This is a genomic window from Methylocella sp. CPCC 101449 (assembly GCF_031921685.1).
Classification (GTDB): Bacteria; Pseudomonadota; Alphaproteobacteria; order Rhizobiales; family Beijerinckiaceae; genus Terripilifer.
In genome coordinates this window covers 415,988-431,451 of sequence record NZ_JAPDHU010000003.1, presented here as the reverse complement: position 1 = coordinate 431,451, position 15,464 = coordinate 415,988, and the positions used below count along the sequence as shown (strand labels likewise).

General features: G+C 61.5%; 14 protein-coding genes. 8 read left to right on the top strand and 6 right to left on the bottom strand.

Annotation, left to right across the window (positions count from 1 at the left end; all coding sequences use genetic code 11):
- Positions 1-74 precede the first annotated feature (74 nt).
- The 5 genes from OIM99_RS22215 to OIM99_RS22195 all read left to right on the top strand — a co-directional run bounded on the left by OIM99_RS22215 (position 75) and on the right by OIM99_RS22195 (position 5,957).
- Entirely contained in the window at positions 75-1,070 is a 996-nt protein-coding gene (locus OIM99_RS22215; RefSeq protein WP_311852665.1) for a tripartite tricarboxylate transporter substrate binding protein, read from the top strand.
- Positions 1,071-1,122: 52 nt separating this feature from the next.
- Positions 1,123-2,112 carry a tripartite tricarboxylate transporter substrate binding protein gene (locus OIM99_RS22210; RefSeq protein ID WP_311852664.1) on the top strand — a complete coding sequence of 330 codons (990 nt, stop codon included), beginning with the start codon at positions 1,123-1,125 and terminating at the stop codon, positions 2,110-2,112.
- A 9-nt stretch (positions 2,113-2,121) separates the two neighbouring features.
- Positions 2,122-3,087 carry an alpha/beta hydrolase gene (locus OIM99_RS22205; RefSeq protein WP_311852663.1) on the top strand — a complete coding sequence of 322 codons (966 nt, stop codon included), beginning with the start codon at positions 2,122-2,124 and terminating at the stop codon, positions 3,085-3,087.
- A gap of 173 nt (positions 3,088-3,260) precedes the next feature.
- On the top strand, positions 3,261-4,349 hold the full coding sequence (locus OIM99_RS22200) for an LLM class flavin-dependent oxidoreductase (RefSeq protein WP_311852662.1): 1,089 nt from the start codon (positions 3,261-3,263) through the stop codon (positions 4,347-4,349).
- 54 nt (positions 4,350-4,403) lie between these two features.
- Positions 4,404-5,957 carry a UbiD family decarboxylase gene (locus OIM99_RS22195; protein ID WP_311852661.1) on the top strand — a complete coding sequence of 518 codons (1,554 nt, stop codon included), beginning with the start codon at positions 4,404-4,406 and terminating at the stop codon, positions 5,955-5,957.
- A 38-nt stretch (positions 5,958-5,995) separates the two neighbouring features.
- On the opposite strand, the gene OIM99_RS22190 is transcribed toward OIM99_RS22195, so the two are convergent.
- The 6 genes from OIM99_RS22190 to OIM99_RS22165 all read right to left on the bottom strand — a co-directional run bounded on the left by OIM99_RS22190 (position 5,996) and on the right by OIM99_RS22165 (position 11,989).
- A complete protein-coding gene (locus tag OIM99_RS22190) occupies positions 5,996-8,197 on the bottom strand; it encodes a molybdopterin cofactor-binding domain-containing protein (protein ID WP_311852660.1) in 2,202 nt (733 codons plus the stop codon).
- Positions 8,178-8,621, bottom strand: coding sequence for a 2Fe-2S iron-sulfur cluster-binding protein (locus tag OIM99_RS22185; protein ID WP_311852659.1), 444 nt, complete (start codon positions 8,619-8,621; stop codon positions 8,178-8,180). The genes OIM99_RS22190 and OIM99_RS22185 overlap by 20 nt, the downstream gene beginning before the upstream one ends.
- A gap of 103 nt (positions 8,622-8,724) precedes the next feature.
- The gene (locus OIM99_RS22180; RefSeq protein WP_311852658.1) at positions 8,725-9,639 is read right to left on the bottom strand and encodes a LysR substrate-binding domain-containing protein; all 915 of its coding nucleotides are present in this window, start codon (positions 9,637-9,639) and stop codon (positions 8,725-8,727) included.
- 122 nt (positions 9,640-9,761) lie between these two features.
- Entirely contained in the window at positions 9,762-10,529 is a 768-nt protein-coding gene (locus tag OIM99_RS22175) for a class II aldolase/adducin family protein (RefSeq protein WP_311852657.1), read from the bottom strand.
- Positions 10,530-10,617: 88 nt separating this feature from the next.
- Positions 10,618-11,217 carry an aminoacyl-tRNA hydrolase gene (gene pth, locus OIM99_RS22170; protein ID WP_311852656.1) on the bottom strand — a complete coding sequence of 200 codons (600 nt, stop codon included), beginning with the start codon at positions 11,215-11,217 and terminating at the stop codon, positions 10,618-10,620.
- Positions 11,218-11,305: 88 nt separating this feature from the next.
- Positions 11,306-11,989: a 50S ribosomal protein L25/general stress protein Ctc gene (locus OIM99_RS22165; RefSeq protein ID WP_311852655.1), complete on the bottom strand. Its 684-nt coding sequence runs from the start codon at positions 11,987-11,989 to the stop codon at positions 11,306-11,308.
- A 303-nt stretch (positions 11,990-12,292) separates the two neighbouring features.
- On the opposite strand from OIM99_RS22165, the gene OIM99_RS22160 reads away from it, so the two are divergent.
- The 3 genes from OIM99_RS22160 (at position 12,293) to OIM99_RS22150 (ending at position 15,427) form a co-directional block, all read left to right on the top strand.
- Positions 12,293-13,273 (top strand): tripartite tricarboxylate transporter substrate binding protein, encoded by a 981-nt coding sequence (locus OIM99_RS22160; RefSeq protein WP_311852654.1) that lies wholly within the window; start codon positions 12,293-12,295, stop codon positions 13,271-13,273.
- Between the two features lie 450 nt (positions 13,274-13,723).
- Positions 13,724-14,743, top strand: a complete 1,020-nt coding sequence (locus OIM99_RS22155) for a Tim44 domain-containing protein (RefSeq protein WP_311852653.1) — start codon at positions 13,724-13,726, stop codon at positions 14,741-14,743.
- Between the two features lie 129 nt (positions 14,744-14,872).
- Positions 14,873-15,427 (top strand): NADPH-dependent FMN reductase, encoded by a 555-nt coding sequence (locus OIM99_RS22150; protein WP_311852652.1) that lies wholly within the window; start codon positions 14,873-14,875, stop codon positions 15,425-15,427.
- Positions 15,428-15,464 lie beyond the last annotated feature (37 nt).

Sequence of the window (15,464 nt, the reverse complement as noted above, 5' to 3'; positions counted from 1 at the left end):
GTTATGAAATGAAGGGCCCGGTCGCGCCCTTTGGCGGGGCCGGAGCGAGAAGAAAATAAAAGGAGAAAACGTCCATGGCATTGATCGATCGCCGTCAATTCAACAAGGCGCTGGTTGCCGGCACGGGGACTTTGGCGCTGGGGGCTGGCACCGCGCCGCTGCAGGCGCAAACCTTTCCGAACCAGGACATCCGCTTTGTCTGCGCCTTTCCGCCAGGCAGCGGCTCCGATGTGGTCGTGCGCTTCTATGCGGAAAAGATCAGGCCGATGACGGGCGGCCGGACGATCATCGTCGACAACAAGCCGGGCGCCGGCGGCAATATCGCGACCGAATTCGTCGCCCGTTCGAAGCCCGACGGTCATACGATCTATGTGCATACGGGTTCGTCGGTCTCGGCCAATATGCATACGTTCAAGAAGCCGCCGGTTGACGCGGCCAAGGCTTTGCAGGTGGCGGCGACGATCAACAAGCAAGCCTTTATGATCGTCGTTCATCCCGACAGCCCGCATAAGACGTTGCAACAGCTTACCGCGCATCTCAAGCAAAAGGCCGACAAGGCAAGCTATGCGGTTTCGGCGACGTCGGGCCGGGTGCTGGCCGAGCTCTATAAGAGCGTCGCCGGCCTTCAGGCCGTCGAGATCAACTATCGCATGGCGCAGGATTCGCTGAGCGATCTGGCGTCGGGCGCCGCTGATTTTGGCGCGCATGATCCGCAATTCGCGCTCGCCCAGGTGGCGCAGGGGCGTCTGCGTGTTCTTGCTGTCGCCAGCGCCGAGCGGCTGCAATCGCAGCCGGATCTGCCGACCATGGCGGAGGGTGGCGTGCCGGGCATCGATCTCGTCGGCTGGTTCGCGGCCATCGTGCCGGCTGGGACGCCACGTCCTGTCATCGATCAGATCGCCGGATGGTTCAACCAGGTGACGGGCTCGCCCGAGGGCAAGGAATTCCTCAACAAGTTTGGCGGCGACCCCTATATCACCACGCCCGATGAAGGCCAGGCGCGCTTGCTGAAAGATATCGAAGCTTGGGGCAATTACGTGCGGATCGCCAAGATCGAACCGCAGGGCTGAGCCCACGTACCCCAGCGCATAAGCATCGTCCTTAACGGAAGGGGGGCTAGGGATGGGCACGGTTTTTGGGGTGACGCGGCGCGCCGCCGTATTGGGTGGTGCGGCCGTGGGGGCTGCCGCTTGGAGCGGGGGCGCCAGCGCACAGGATTATCCGGCGCAGGATTTGCGCTTGATATGCGCCTTTCCGCCGGGCAGCGGCGCCGATGTGATCGTGCGTTACTATTCAGAGCGGCTGCGGCCGATCATCGGGCGGCAGGTGCTCGTGGAAAACCGGGCTGGTGCCGGCGGTAATATCGCCGCAGAGTATTCGGCGCGGGCCAAGCCGGACGGCTATACGGTCTATGTGCATTCGGGCAGCGCGCTTGCCGGCAACATGTCGCTGTTCAAAAAGCCGCCGGTTGACGTAGCCAAGGCTTTTCAGGTGGTGGCGACGATCAATCGCCAACCCTTCATGTTGGTGGTCGATACCAAGAAGCCGTGGAAAACGGTGGCGGAACTCACCGCCCATTTGAAAGAGAAAGGCGACAAGGCGTCCTATGCCAGCGCCGCGCCCACCGGTACGGTGATGGGCGAAATGTATAAGGTGATCTCGGGCGTCAAGGCACTCGAGGTCAATTACAAGAACGCCGTCGATTCTTTAAATGATATGACGACCGACGTGGTCGATTACGGCATGCATGATCCCGTCTTCTCGCTGGCGCAGGCGCGCGAAGGGCGCCTGCGCATCCTCGCCGTCAGCACCGGCAAGCGATTGGACGCCAATCCGCAATTGCCAACCATGGACGAGGCTGGGGTCAAAGGCATGGATATCACCGGCTGGTGGTCGGCCCAGGTGCCGGCGGCGACGCCGCGACCCGTGGTCGATCAACTGGCCAAATGGTTCAACCAGGTCACCGCCAGCGAAGAGACGCGAAAGTTTCTCAACAGTTTCGGCGGCGATCCGATGATCGAGACGCCGGAACAGGGACAGGCGCGTCTTGTCAAAGACGTCGAGGCCTGGAAGGAATATGTCCGCGTGGCCAAGATTGAGCCACAAGGATAGCGAACGTCGATGACCGATACGACCACCGTGCCGCCGATCGACCCTGACGCGGAGCGCCTGCTGATGGCGATCCGCGCCGCCAATCGGCCGGCGCTGGAGCAATTGACACCGCAGGAAGGTCGCGCTGCCTGGCTCGCCATGCGCAGGGCGATGAACCAGTTCGTGCCGCCGATGGCGGAGGTGCAGGCGCTGATCGCCGAAGGGCCGCGCGGGCCGATCTCCTTGCGGCTTTATCGCAGCGAAGCTGCGGCTCAGGATCGCCAAAGCCCGGTGGTCGTCTATTTTCACGGCGGCGGCTGGGTGGTGGGCGATCTCGAAACCCATGACGTTCTGGTGCGTCATCTGGCGAACGCATTGCGGGCGGTCGTCATCGCCGTCGACTATCGCCTGGCGCCGGAACATAAATTTCCGGCGGCGGCGGAAGATGCGATGGCTGCGACGCGATGGGTTGCCGCGCAGGCGGCAACGCTTGGCGTCGATGCCGGACGCATGGCTGTGGTCGGCGACAGTGCCGGCGGCAATCTGGCAGCGGTCGTGGCGCTGCAAGCGGCGCGCGAAGGGACACCGCATCTGTGGGCGCAGGCCCTGATCTATCCGGTGACTGATCTGCGATGCGATACACCGTCCTATACGCGCGTCGGTAGCGGCTACACGCTGACGGCGGCGTCCATGCATTGGTTCCGCAATCATTATTTGCGCAGCGATGCCGATATTTTGGACTGGCGGGCATCGCCGATCCTCGCCGACAATCTGGCGCATGCGCCGCCGGCCTATATCGCGACAGGTGGGCTCGATCCCCTCTGCGATGAGGGCGAAGCCTATGCAAAAGCCTTGCACGCGGCAGGCGTGACAGTCGTCTACAAGTCCTTTCCCGGCCAGATGCATGGCTTTGCCGGACAGTTTGGGCTGATCAAAGCCGCTGATACGGTGGTGGCCGAGATTGGCGCTTTCATCCGCGCGCGTTGGGCACATTGAAGCCACAAAATCGGACGTGTTGACACAACCTTTGCTGTCAAGTGAAGCTCTGCGCCGCCGTTCACCGGCGGCGTTGTGGTGTTAGAGCGTTTTCAAGCGAAGTGGACGCCGGTTCGCGTGAAGAAAACGCGTCCAAAGACTTCAGGCGCCGGGATGCGGGACAGGAGATAAGAATGGAATTCGGGATCTGGTCGAACGGGTTCAGGCCGCATACGTCGGCGGCGCGCACCTATGAAGAAGATCTGTTCGAGATCGTGCTGGCCGATCAACTCGGGTTCCGCGACGCCTATATCAGCGAGCATCACGGCGAGGCCGTCTATCTCGACAAGGTCGACATTCTGCCGGCGCCGGAACTGCTGATGTGCAAGGCGGCCGCGCTGACGAAACAAATCCGCATGGGTGCTGCGATCAAGATCGCGCATCTGCAACATCCCGTCGATGTGGCCATTCAAGCGGCGGTGACGGAACATCTGTTGGGCCAGGGACGTTTCATTTTTGGTTTCGGCTCAGGCGTGCCGTCGCCGGTGTTCAGCGAAGAACGTGGCCTGACCTATGAAGATCGGCACGAGCGCCTGCAGGAATCGCTCGATTTCATCCTTAAATGCTGGAGCAGCACCGAGCCGTTCGATTGGAACGGCAAGCATTGGCAGGGCAAGGGCGTCGTCGCCTGGCCGCGTCCGGCTTCGCAGCCGCATATGCCGATGGCGACAGCGACCGATTCCGACGGCATGCTGAAATATTGCGGCGAGAACGGCCATACTCTGCTTTCGGCCTTCCTGGAGCCGGCCGATCGCCTGAAAGTGAAGGCTGAGAAATATTGCGCGGCGGCGCAGGCGGCTGGGCAGAAAAATCCGCGGCGTAATATTTCGGTGTCGCGTTACATCTATATCGCCGACAGCAAGAAGCAGGCGATGGATGAGTTGCGGGAGTCCGCCAACTACGAGTTGAGCTTTCAGGCCAAGCGCGGCCTGCTGCACTTCGCCCGCAATGTCTATAAACTGCCGATCCAGGGCGACACGATCACCATCGAAGATATGGTCGAAGGCGGTTGCTACACGATCGGCTCGGTGGATGACGTGACCGAACAGGTTTTGAAGCATTATGAAAACAGCGGCGGTTTCGGCACCTTGCTGTTGATCGCCGGCAAGGAATGGGCGGATCGCGAGAAGCGTGCGAAGTCCATGCGCCTGTTCGCGGAACAGGTGGCGCCGCGTCTGCGCCATCTCGATCCGGTGGACGAAGAGGCGCTGTCGACCGCCTGAGGCGTGCACGAACTGACCTAATAAGCGCGACAAAGCGCACAAGAGGAGGAAACCATGAATACCGTACCCGATACCGGGCGCGCAGGCGCTGCCACGCCGCTCGACTTCGACCGTTTTCGTCTGCGCAAATTCATGCAGGACATCGCGGCCGAAGGCGAAGTGGAGGTGATCGAGCAGAAGACTGATCTGGCCGACGTGGCGGCCATCATCGCCAATACCACCAAGGCGGTCTGGTTCAAGAAGGTCGGTCCCGAGGAGCAGGAACTCGTCGCCAGTGTTGCCGGCTGGCGTTCGCGTCTGGCGAAGGCGTTCGGTGTGTCCGAGCGTCAATTGCTGGGCGAGTTGATGCGACGGCTCGACACCAAACATCCCGTCGTCGAGGTGACGCGGGCGCAGGCGCCCTGCCAGCAGGTGGTGCAGACGGGTGATGACGTGGATGTCACATCGCTGCCGGTGCATCTCCAGCATGGGCTCGATGGCGCCCCTTATATTTCCTCCGCCATCGATTTCAGCATCGATCCGAAAACCGGCTGGACCAATGTCGGCCTGCGCCGTCTGATGTTGCGCAGCCGCACGGAAACCGGTGTCGACCTCAATGCACCGAGCGACCTGCGCGTCATCTATATGGAAGCCGCCGCCGCCGGAAAGCCGGTACCGGTCGCCTATGTTATTGGCTCGCATCCCGTCGACATGATCGCTGCGACCATGTCGATCGCGGTCGACGAGCTGAGCCTGATGGCTAGCTTGCGCGATGCACCAATGCCGGTGGTCAAGTGCATCACCAACGATCTCAGAGTGCCTGCGGACGCGGAATATGTGATCGAGGGATGGCTCGATCCGCACGGCTATGTCGAGCCGGAAGGTCCCTATGGCGAATATATGGGCTATTACGGCGGCCTGAAGAAAAATCCGGTCTTCCACGTGACGGCGATCACGCGCCGCTCCGATGCGCTGTTCCAGACGATTTCGATCAGCGGCAAGCATCTGGCGCGCACCGACACGTCGCAGCTCGAGAATCTGCGTACCGAACTCAACGTCTGGCGTGCCTTGAAACTGGCGGTGCGTGAACCACTTGCCGTCTATGCGCCGGTAGCCGCCGCCGGCGCGCAGAACGTGCGCGTGCAATTGCGACAGCGCGTGCCGGGCGAGGCGCGTTCGGCTATTATGGCCGTGCTGGGTGCCTGCGGCGTCAAGAATATGTTCGTCGTCGATCCTGACATCGACATCTTCAACGATGAAGAGATGGAATGGGCTCTGGGCACACGCTTCCAGCCGGCGAAGGATTTGATCATCGTCGACAATGTACGCATGAGCCCGCTCGATCCCTCGCTCGATGGCGCTCGCACCGGCAGCAAGGCCGGCTATGATCTGACCTGGCCCTTCGGCAAGGGCGGCATGGATACGATCATCCCGGCCGCACCCGCTTATGCGGGCAAACGGTTTGCCTCGCTCGAAGCGGCCCTCGCCGACGGTCCGAAATATTTCGAGGATCTGATGGCGGCCGTCGGCAGCCGCGACGGCCGCGAGATCGTGCGCGAACTCGATGGCCTGAAGGCGAAGGGCAAGGCCGGGCGTGATGCCCAGGGGCGTTGGACGAACGGCGCCTGATAAAAAAATGCCCGGCGCGCCGCCGGGCATTTGTCTTCTTAATCGGTGCGTAGCGTATTGGCCGCATTTTCGAACGGCATCGATCTGATGCGCTTGTTGGTCGCCCGGTAGATCGCCTGGGCGACCGCAGGGGCGACGGGAGCGAGCGCCACCTCGCCGCAGCCTTGCGGCGGGCGATCGCTGTCGATCAGAACCACTTCGATCTCCGGCATTTCGGCCAGGGTGAGCAGCGGGTAAGCATCGAAATTGCCTTGTTCGACTGCGCCTTTGGCGAAGGTGATTTCGCTCTTCAGCGTATTGGTCAGCGCAAAGCCGATGCCGCCCTCGATATTGGCACGCACGAGCCCCGGATTGACCACGGTGCCGACGTCGGCGGCACAGACGACGCGACGCACGGCGACGCGGCCTTTCACCATTTCGATCTCGACCACATGGGCGACATAGCTTTCAAAAGCCCCCCCACGACCCGTGTAGAGATTGAAGGCGATGCCGCGATGGCGCCCGGATGAGGCCGGCTTGTTCCAGCCGGCGGCTTCCGTCACGCGGTCGAGCACCGCAACGGCTCTGGAATCATGTGCCAGAAGATGTTTCCGATAGAGATAGGGATCGATCTTGGCGGCATCGGCCAATTCGTTGATGAAGCTTTCCAGGAAGAAGACCGAGGATGTGCTGCCGACCGTGCGCATGAAGCTCACCGGTATGGGCTGTTTCACGTCGATATTGTCGACGGTGAGATTGGGCATGGCATAGATGAGATCATAGATCGCATCGAGCATGGTCTCGTCCCAGCCGCCAGCCGCCTGCATCGCCTTGGGCTTGATCATCGCATAGAGGGATTCGCCGACGACACGTGCGTGCATTGCGGTCGGATAGCCGTCCGGCCCGAGCACGGCTCGCATGCGCGCTGAGGCACAAGGCCGATAATAGCTATGGCGCATGTCGTCTTCGCGCGAGCGGATCACCTTTACCGGCCGGCCGACGGCCTTCGAGGCGATGGCGGCATGCAAGACGAAGTCGGGCACATATTTGCGGCCGAAACTGCCGCCAAGAAACGTCGTGTGGACGATCACCTTATTGGCTGGCACGCCGAAATTCTTGGCAAGCGTCCAGCGCACCATGTCCTGGCCTTGAATCGGCCCCCAGACCTCGATTTCACCGTCGCGCACATGTGCGGTGGCGACCACGGGTTCCATGGTGGCGTGGGTCAGATAGGGCGTGTGATAGCGCGCTTCGATGACCTTGCCGGGGGCAGCGGCCAAGACCTTGCCGACATCGCCGATCTCCGTGGCGACGACTGCCTTGTCCGCATCCAGCGCGGCGAGCCGATCTTTCATGATCTTGTCGCTGTTCAGCGTTGCCGAGACGCCAGGATCGAAATCGACATCCAGGGCATTGGTTGCCTGTTTGGCGATCCAATAGCTGTCGGCCACGACAATCACGGTGTTGTGGACAGGCGTCGGCCAGAATGGCGCGGTCACCACGGCCTTGACGCCGGGGCGGGCGAGAATTTCGGCCTCGTTCCGGATCGCCTTGACCTTGCCGGTCTGTGTCGGCGTCATCCAGACGGCGCCAAACAGCATATCGGGCACGCGCACGTCGATGCCGAAGATGGCGCTGCCGTCGACCTTCGCCGGCGTATCGAGACGTTTGAGATTTTTGCCGATCAGGTGGCGTTCGGATGGCGGTTTCAGCTTCGGATGCGGATTGAGCGCGAGCTTGGAGGCGGCTTCCGCGATATCGCCGAATGATAAGGAACGGCTCGTCGGCGTGTGGATGACGCGGCCGTTTTTGGCTTCGCATTGGGTTGAACGCACGCGCCAGCGGTCGGCGGCCGCCTGAACCAGGGCTTCGCGGGCCTGCGCGCCGGCAAGGCGCAACCGATCGTGAAAGACCGTCGTCGATGTGGAGGCGCCGACGAATTGCTGCAACTCCTCGTTTGCGGCCGCCATGCGATAGGCGTCGCGGGCGGTGACAAATTCGACGCTGACCATCGACCAGTCTGCATCGAGTTCATCGGCGAGGATCTGCGGCAATCCGGTGTAGACGCCTTGGCCGACCTCGCATTGCGAGAGACCAAGGATGGTACGGCCGCTGCGTTCGATGCGAATCCAATCGGTGATCTCGACGATGTTCTCAGCCGCTTCGACCGAGCGGGAAACGGCGAGCGGCACCAGCAAGGCGCCGGTGGCGAGCGAAAGGCCTTGGAGAAAGCCGCGGCGATCAAGCATTGGCTGCGGCATGGATGGCCTCCCGGATCCGATGATAGGTGGCACAGCGACAGAGATTGGTCATCGTGTCGTTGATCTGGCTGTCTGTCGGCTTGGGAAATTCTTGCAGCAGAGCCGCCGCCGCCATGATCATGCCCGACTGGCAGTAACCGCACTGGGGCACGTCTTTTTCGATCCAGGCTTTTTGAATGGGATGCGAGCGATCCTTCGACAGCCCTTCGATGGTGGTGACCTTACGGCCTTCGACGGCTTCGACCGGCAGGACGCAGGAGCGGGTCGGTGCACCATCGATGTGAACGGTGCATGCGCCACATTGGGCGATGCCGCAGCCATATTTTGTTCCGGTGAGTTGTGCCCAGTCGCGGATTACCCAGAGTAGGGGTGTTTGCTTGTCGCCGTCGAAATCGACAGGGCGACCATTGAGATGGAATTGCATGCGCCCTCCATGATTGGTCAGGAGAGCGATGGTAGAGAGCGGGGCAGGGGCGACAATATCGCGATCAGGACAGACTGAGCTTCCAAATCGTGGATAATCCCGATCAGGCGGTCAGCAGATCCCAGGGCGGCCTTGGCTTGAAGCGGGCACTGAGGAGATCAATAAAACTGCGAAGCTTGGCGGAAGGATGGCGGCCCTGGGCATGGACCGCATAAACGCTGAATTCCGGCACGGTGTAGTCATCGAGCACGGACACCAGACGTCCGGCCGCTAAGTCTTCGGCGACCGTATAGACCGGGCCTTGCATGATGCCGGCACCGCGCACCACGGCGTTGCGCAACGCCATCGTGGCGGACGCGAGGCGCGGTTGCAATTGCACGACGAGCGGTTCGCCGTCCGGCGTCAGAAATCGCCATTCGTGGGGCGTCCAGAGGAAGCCGGTGTATTGCAGGCAGTCGTGATGGCGCAGATCGGAAGGATGTTGCGGCGTGCCGCGCCGCTCGAGATAGGTGGGTGCGGCACAGGTGACGAAGCGGATCGGCGCCAGGCGCCGGGCGGTGAGGGTTGAGTCCGGCAGGTGCCCGACAATCACCGCAAGGTCGTAGCCTTCGCCGAGGATGTCGACATAGCGATCATTGAGATCGAGCTGAATGTTGATGTCGGGATTTTGCGCCATGTAATCGACGATCGCGGGCGCGACCTGCAAACTGCCGAAGGCTCCGGGCGCGCTGACGCGCAGCTTGCCGCGCAATGTGGTCTGTAATTCACCGGCAGCACCCGTCGCTGCATCGATCTCTGACAGGATGCGTGTGCAGCGTTCAAGGAAAGCCTCGCCGGCTTCGGTCAGCGCGATGCGGCGCGTCGAGCGATTGAAAAGGCGCACGCCGAGCCATTTCTCAAGCGATTGAACGTGCTTGCTGACGACGGTGGGGGAGAGTTGAGCGCGGCGGGCGGCGCCAGCGAAACTGCCGCTGGCGACGATTTTCGCAAAGACATCCATGCTCGTCAGCCGGTCCATGGCGCAATACTCCAGCGAGACATGCGCCTAGATTAATGCGGGGAGGGCCGGCGGATAAACATGAAAACGCTGACCTCCTCGGCTAGGAAGCCCGCGATCGGAGAGCTACTTATTTATCAGGCTTATTTGTCGGTTTTGGAGAAGCCGGGCCCCATTTCCCAGTTCTGCGGATAGTAGGGGCGGCCGACGAGGCGGCACCAGTTTTCCCAGCCGCGTTCATAGGTGAAACCGGCGCGGCCTTTGGTGTTGGCGGCTACTTCCTCGTCGCTCATCGGCACGATGTCGCCGTCACCCAATTGATAGGCCTTGATCAGCATCTCGGCGTTGATCTCCATGTAGATGGAGGTGAACACCACGTCGCGCAGCGATTTGCCGGCGACGGTGCTGCCGTGGCCGCGCATCAAAGCGACCGTGCGCTTGCCGAGCGTCTGGGCGAGATCGCGTCCCATTTCCATATTGGTGACGAGCAGATTGGTGGCGCCGAATTTATGCGCGATGTCCCAGGTCGGAATATCGGTGCCAATCGGCGCGCACATATGCATGATCGGCCGCAGCTTGCGGCGCGACTGCACGGTGAAGGGCACGACATTCGGGCTGTGGTTATGAACCACCGCCATCACGTCCGGCCGGGCTTCGTAGACGGCACCATGAATGAAGCGTTCCGAATAGGGCTTGCCCGGCTCGTGGCCGACCGTCTTGCCGTCGAGGGTGAATTCCATGACGTCGCCGACTTCGACGCAATTGGGCGCGCGGGCGCGCGACAGCAGGAAATGCTGCGGATTTTCCGGATGGCGGATCGAGACATGGCCGAAGGAATCGACCACATGGTGATAGGCGAGAATGCGATTGGCGGTGACGAGATCGTCTTTGACTTGGGCTATATCCGTCATGTTTCCTCTTTGCCGTTTTTTTGTTGAACCGCATTTGGTGAAATGGGGCAGTGTCGCGGCGGTTCGCGTTCCTCTGCGCAAATTTAATTCATTTGTCTTTTTCCTTTTCGCCGAAGCCGGCGTCTTCCATGGCGCGATGAACGCGGTTCTGGAACTCGGCATCGTTGCCGGCGGCAACCAGAGCGATGTGGTCGGCAACGGAATCGCATAGCGCATCGACCCAGGGTTGGTCGGCGCGGGCGAAGTCGCTCAGTACGTGGCTATGGACGAGTTCCTTCACGCCGGGATGGCCGATGCCAAGCCGGATGCGGCGATAGTCGTTGCCAATGTGGGCGGTAATCGAACGCAAGCCATTGTGGCCGGCATTGCCGCCGCCTTTCTTGACGCGCAGCTTGCCGGCGGCGAGATCGAGTTCGTCGTGGAAGACGATGACGTCGGCCGTCGGGATTTTATGGAAGCGGGCGGCTTCGGCGACCGAGCGGCCACTTTCGTTCATATAGGTCTGCGGTTCCAGCAGAATGACGCGCTGGGTGCCGATCGTGCCCTCGGTGGCGAGACCCTGGAAGCGGCGGCGCAGAATGGGAAAGCCATGCGCGCGCGCAATGGCGTCGATGCACATGAAACCGATGTTGTGCCGGTTGCCGGCATATTTGCTGCCTGGATTGCCGAGGCCGACGAGGAGAAGCATTGGTTCTGGCTACAAGATCGCTAAGCGGATGTACAAACAAAAACGCCCGCGCTTTGGGGCGCGGGCGTTCCTGACGGCCAAAGCCGAATTACTTCTTCGCAGCCGGCGCCTTGGCGGCGGCAGCCGGAGCAGCAGCGCCAGCAGCCGGGGCGGCACCAGCGGCCGGAGCCGCGGCAGCCGCAGCGGCCGGGGTTTCCTCGGCCTTCGCCGGCGGCGCGATCGTGGCGATGGTGAAGTCGCGATCGGTGATCAGCGGCTTGCAGCCTTCCGGCAGGGCGATCGCCGAGATGTGCAGCGAATCGTTGATGCCCATGGCGCTGATGTCAGCCACCAAAGCTTCCGGAATGTTGTCGGCAGGAACGCGCATCTCGATCGTGTGACGGACGATGTTGAGCGAACCACCCTGCTTGATGCCGGGGCTGGTTTCCTGACCGGTGAAGTGGACCGGCACGTTGACGCGCAGGGACGAACCCGGCTTCAGACGCAGGAAGTCGACGTGCAGCGGCGTGTCGCGGACGACATCGAGCTGATAGTCGCGCGGAATCACGCGTTCCTTGCGGCCGGCGACGTCGATTTCGAAAATCGTCGTCAGGAAATGCCCGGCGTAGATGAGCTGGTTGAGATTTTTGTAGTCGAGGCTGATCGCCTGCGGGGCATCGCCGCCGCCATAGATCACACCCGGTACCTTGCCTTCACGACGAACGCTGCGGGCGGCCCCCTTGCCGATCCCGTCGCGGACCGTGGCGGCCAACTGCTTGATCGCTGTTGCCATAACGTGTCCTTTTCAATGGAAAAACGCGCCTTCGCCTCCAGGGGTGTCGGAAACAGGCACGCGCCGGGCTTATAGGGGAGGGCGCGCCGTGACGCAACCATCCCCCGCCTTAGCCGCGAGTGGGCAAAATCCCAGAGGCGGGACAATCGCCTAGCGACTGATTTTGGCCGCTTTTCCTTTGGCGGAAAGCGATTTAACCTGTGATGTCAGGGAAACTGTGAAGCGCCGGATTTAACCGCGTTCGACGATCAAGCGTGAGCTTGACTTATAGACGAAGGGCGGCCGGCCAGAGGGAGGAGAGGCATGTTCACACGTCGTCAATTCGTGGCCGCCAGCGCGGGGGCGGCTGCACTGCCGCTGGCTGGAGGCGCATTTGCGCAGAGCGATTATCCATCCGGGCCGCTGCGGGCCATCTGCATGTTTCCGCCGGGGACGGGCGCGGACGTGCTGGTGCGCTTCTATGCCAACAAGCTGGCGCAGCTCTCGCAGCGCACGGTGATCGTCGAAAACAAGCCTGGCGCCTTCGGCAACATCGCCACTGAATATGTGGCGCGCGCCAAGCCCGATGGATTGACGATCTATATCGCGCCGGGCAGTTCGGTGCTCGCGGCGGCGCCGCACCTGTTCAAGAAGCTGTCGTTCGATCCGATCAACGATTTCGAACATGTGACGACCTTGTCGAAGCTGGCTTTCATTCTCTGCGTGCCGGCGAGCAAGCCGTGGAAGACCGTCGCCGAACTCACGGCTTATCTTAAAGAGCAGGGCGACAAGGCTTCCTACGGTTCGGTTGCGAACACGGGCCTCGTGTCGAGCGAGATTTACAAGGCGCAGTTCGATCTCAAGACCGTCGAGGTGAAATACAAAGAGACCTCGGCGATGTTCAACGACCTCGTCAACGAGCAACTGGCCTTCGTTCATATCGATCCGGTCGGCGTCAAAGGTCTCATCGAGCAAGGCAAGGTGCGGCCGCTGGCGCTTGGCGCGGCGGAACGGATGAAATCGCTGCCCGATATTCCAGGCGCGCGTGAAGCGGGCATTCCCAATAGCAATCTGATTGCGTGGTGGTCGGTGCATATGCCGGCGAAAACGCCAAAGCCGCTGCTCGACAAACTCGAAGTGTGGTTCAATCAGATCGCGATTGATCCCGAGACGGTGAAATTCCTCGGCAACATCGGCACCGATCCATTCCCCGGCGATTCCAAACTGCTCAAGGAATTGCTGCTCGCCGACACCAAGGCCTGGGGCGACTATGTCAAACTGGCCAAGATCGAACTTCTCGGCTGAATGCATAAAATGCGGTGGAAAGGGGGCGGTGTCGAACCGCCCCTTTTGGCTGTGCGGCATGGGCCTGAAATGGCGGGGTAATCCCTGGGTTCGCGCCGGAGTTCTCCCCAGAGGACAAAAGGCACTGGCGTTTTTTTATCCGACCGCTAGACTCAAGGGCATCAGTTCCGACTTGGGAGGCATGCATGGTGAATGCTCAGAAAGTCGATCTGTTGGCCCTCGTTGCGGCCTTCGCCTTTATCGGCGCTATCGTTTTTGGCTTCGTTTAACAGGCCGAGATCGTCTCCCTAACCGCTCCGCTAACTGCGTGATCTAACACCGTAATCGCGCTCAGGTAAAATTACTGTAGTACTTGCGCACTTGTGGTGAGGCCTCGCGCTCACGATATTTGCTGCGTCGTCTGTACGAGCCGCATCGGTTCGCGACGACTGAAGGGATCTGGAGACACCAATGTCATCGATCAAGATTGGCCGTTCCGGCCGTCTTCTGGCTGTCGCGACGGTTGTGGCCCTCGCGCTTGCGCCTATGTTCGCGCATGCGCGCGCGGGCTCGGGCGGCAGCATGGGTAGCCGGGGATCGTTTACGAACAGCGCACCGCGCGCGACGCCGACGGCGCCGAACGCAGGGCAGATGCAGCGCACGCAATCGCCGCAGCCGCAGCAGTCGTTCAATCGTCCGGCGACACCCGCCGCAGGCGGCGGCATGTTCTCGTCGCCACTGGCACGCGGTATCATGGGCGGCCTGATCGGTGCGGGCATTTTCGGCCTGCTCTCTGGCAGCGGTCTGTTCAGTGGGCTCGGTTCGCTCGCCGGCATGTTCGGCTTCCTGCTTCAGATCGCACTGATCGCCGGTATCGCCATGCTCGCGCTCAACTGGTGGCGTCGTCGCCAGCAGCCCGCGATGGCCACGGGTACGCCGCGCATGTCGGGCTTGCAGGGCGGCGCCCCCCAGGACGGTTATGCACGCACGGCCAATGAGCAGCCTGCCAATACGTCGTCGAGCTTCGGCTCCTCGATGTTCGGTGGTGGCGCGGCCGCGCAGCCGGTGACGAAGAAGCTGAATGTCGAGGGCGAGGACTATGCCGCCTTCGAACGCCTGCTCGCCGATGTGCAGACCGCTTATGCGGCCGAAGATACGGCGACCTTGCGCCGGATCGTCACGCCGGAAATGGCCGGCTATTTCGAGGACGATCTCGAAGCCATGAAGAAGCGCGGTCAGGCGACCAAGGCAGACAACGTCAAGCTGCTGCAGGGCGATCTGTCCGAGTCGTGGAGCGAGCCGGACTATGAATATGCCACCGTGGCGATGCGCTTCTCGCTCATCGATGCTGTGGTCGACCGGGTTACCGGCAAGCTGATCGAGGGTGACCTCAACAAGCCGAACGAGGTCACCGAAATCTGGACCTTCGTGCGTCCGACCGGCGGCAAGCCGCAGGATTGGAAGCTGTCGGCGATCCAGCAGATCGGCTGAGCCGCACGGTTCACCTCTCAATGACGGAAGGCCGGGCATCGCCCGGCCTTTTTGCTTATGGGGCTTGAATATGGCAGGTCTGGCGACGGCCCTTAACGGGGCCGAACTTTCATTTGATCAGGATTTGCCATGAGCGGATTTAAGGTACTTGCGATCTCGGGAAGCTTGCGCAAAGGCTCGTTCAACACGCTGACCCTGCATGCCATGCAGGACGTAGCGCCCGAAGGAATGGAATTCACCTATGCGGAGATCGGCGATATTCCGCTCTATAACGACGACGTGCGGCTGGCCGGCTATCCGGCGCAAGCGCAGCGTTTCCGCGCGCAAGTTGCCGCCGCCGATGGCATCGTGATCGCGACGCCCGAATATAATTATTCGGTCTCTTCCGCGCTCAAGAATGCGATCGATTGGGCCTCGCGTCCGCCGGATCAGCCTTTTAACAACAAGCCTTGCGCCTTGATCAGCGCTTCGGGCGGCCCGACGGGCGGCATCCGCGCCCAGTTCCACCTGCGCCACATCCTCGTCGCGCTCAACGCTTTCCCGGTCAACAACCCGCATGTCATCGTGGCTGGCGCGCCGGACAAGTTCGATGCGAACGGCAAGTTCACGGATCCCGTCGGCAAAGAGCTGATGCGGCAGTTGCTCGACAATCTGGTGAAATGGGCGAAGGTGCTCAAGGCCTGAAGGTTCTGGCACGATGAAAAATGCCGCGGCGAAACCG

Bases quoted from the DNA above. Each gene is read 5' to 3' on its own strand.
- OIM99_RS22215 (WP_311852665.1), top strand. From the start codon at position 75: ATGGCATTGATCGATCGCCGTCAATTCAACAAGGCGCTGGTTGCCGGC.
- OIM99_RS22210 (WP_311852664.1), top strand. From the start codon at position 1,123: ATGGGCACGGTTTTTGGGGTGACGCGGCGCGCCGCCGTATTGGGTGGT.
- OIM99_RS22205 (WP_311852663.1), top strand. From the start codon at position 2,122: ATGACCGATACGACCACCGTGCCGCCGATCGACCCTGACGCGGAGCGC.
- OIM99_RS22200 (WP_311852662.1), top strand. From the start codon at position 3,261: ATGGAATTCGGGATCTGGTCGAACGGGTTCAGGCCGCATACGTCGGCG.
- OIM99_RS22195 (WP_311852661.1), top strand. From the start codon at position 4,404: ATGAATACCGTACCCGATACCGGGCGCGCAGGCGCTGCCACGCCGCTC.
- OIM99_RS22190 (WP_311852660.1), bottom strand. From the start codon at position 8,197: ATGCCGCAGCCAATGCTTGATCGCCGCGGCTTTCTCCAAGGCCTTTCG.
- OIM99_RS22185 (WP_311852659.1), bottom strand. From the start codon at position 8,621: ATGCAATTCCATCTCAATGGTCGCCCTGTCGATTTCGACGGCGACAAG.
- OIM99_RS22180 (WP_311852658.1), bottom strand. From the start codon at position 9,639: ATGGACCGGCTGACGAGCATGGATGTCTTTGCGAAAATCGTCGCCAGC.
- OIM99_RS22175 (WP_311852657.1), bottom strand. From the start codon at position 10,529: ATGACGGATATAGCCCAAGTCAAAGACGATCTCGTCACCGCCAATCGC.
- pth (WP_311852656.1), bottom strand. From the start codon at position 11,217: ATGCTTCTCCTCGTCGGCCTCGGCAATCCAGGCAGCAAATATGCCGGC.
- OIM99_RS22165 (WP_311852655.1), bottom strand. From the start codon at position 11,989: ATGGCAACAGCGATCAAGCAGTTGGCCGCCACGGTCCGCGACGGGATC.
- OIM99_RS22160 (WP_311852654.1), top strand. From the start codon at position 12,293: ATGTTCACACGTCGTCAATTCGTGGCCGCCAGCGCGGGGGCGGCTGCA.
- OIM99_RS22155 (WP_311852653.1), top strand. From the start codon at position 13,724: ATGTCATCGATCAAGATTGGCCGTTCCGGCCGTCTTCTGGCTGTCGCG.
- OIM99_RS22150 (WP_311852652.1), top strand. From the start codon at position 14,873: ATGAGCGGATTTAAGGTACTTGCGATCTCGGGAAGCTTGCGCAAAGGC.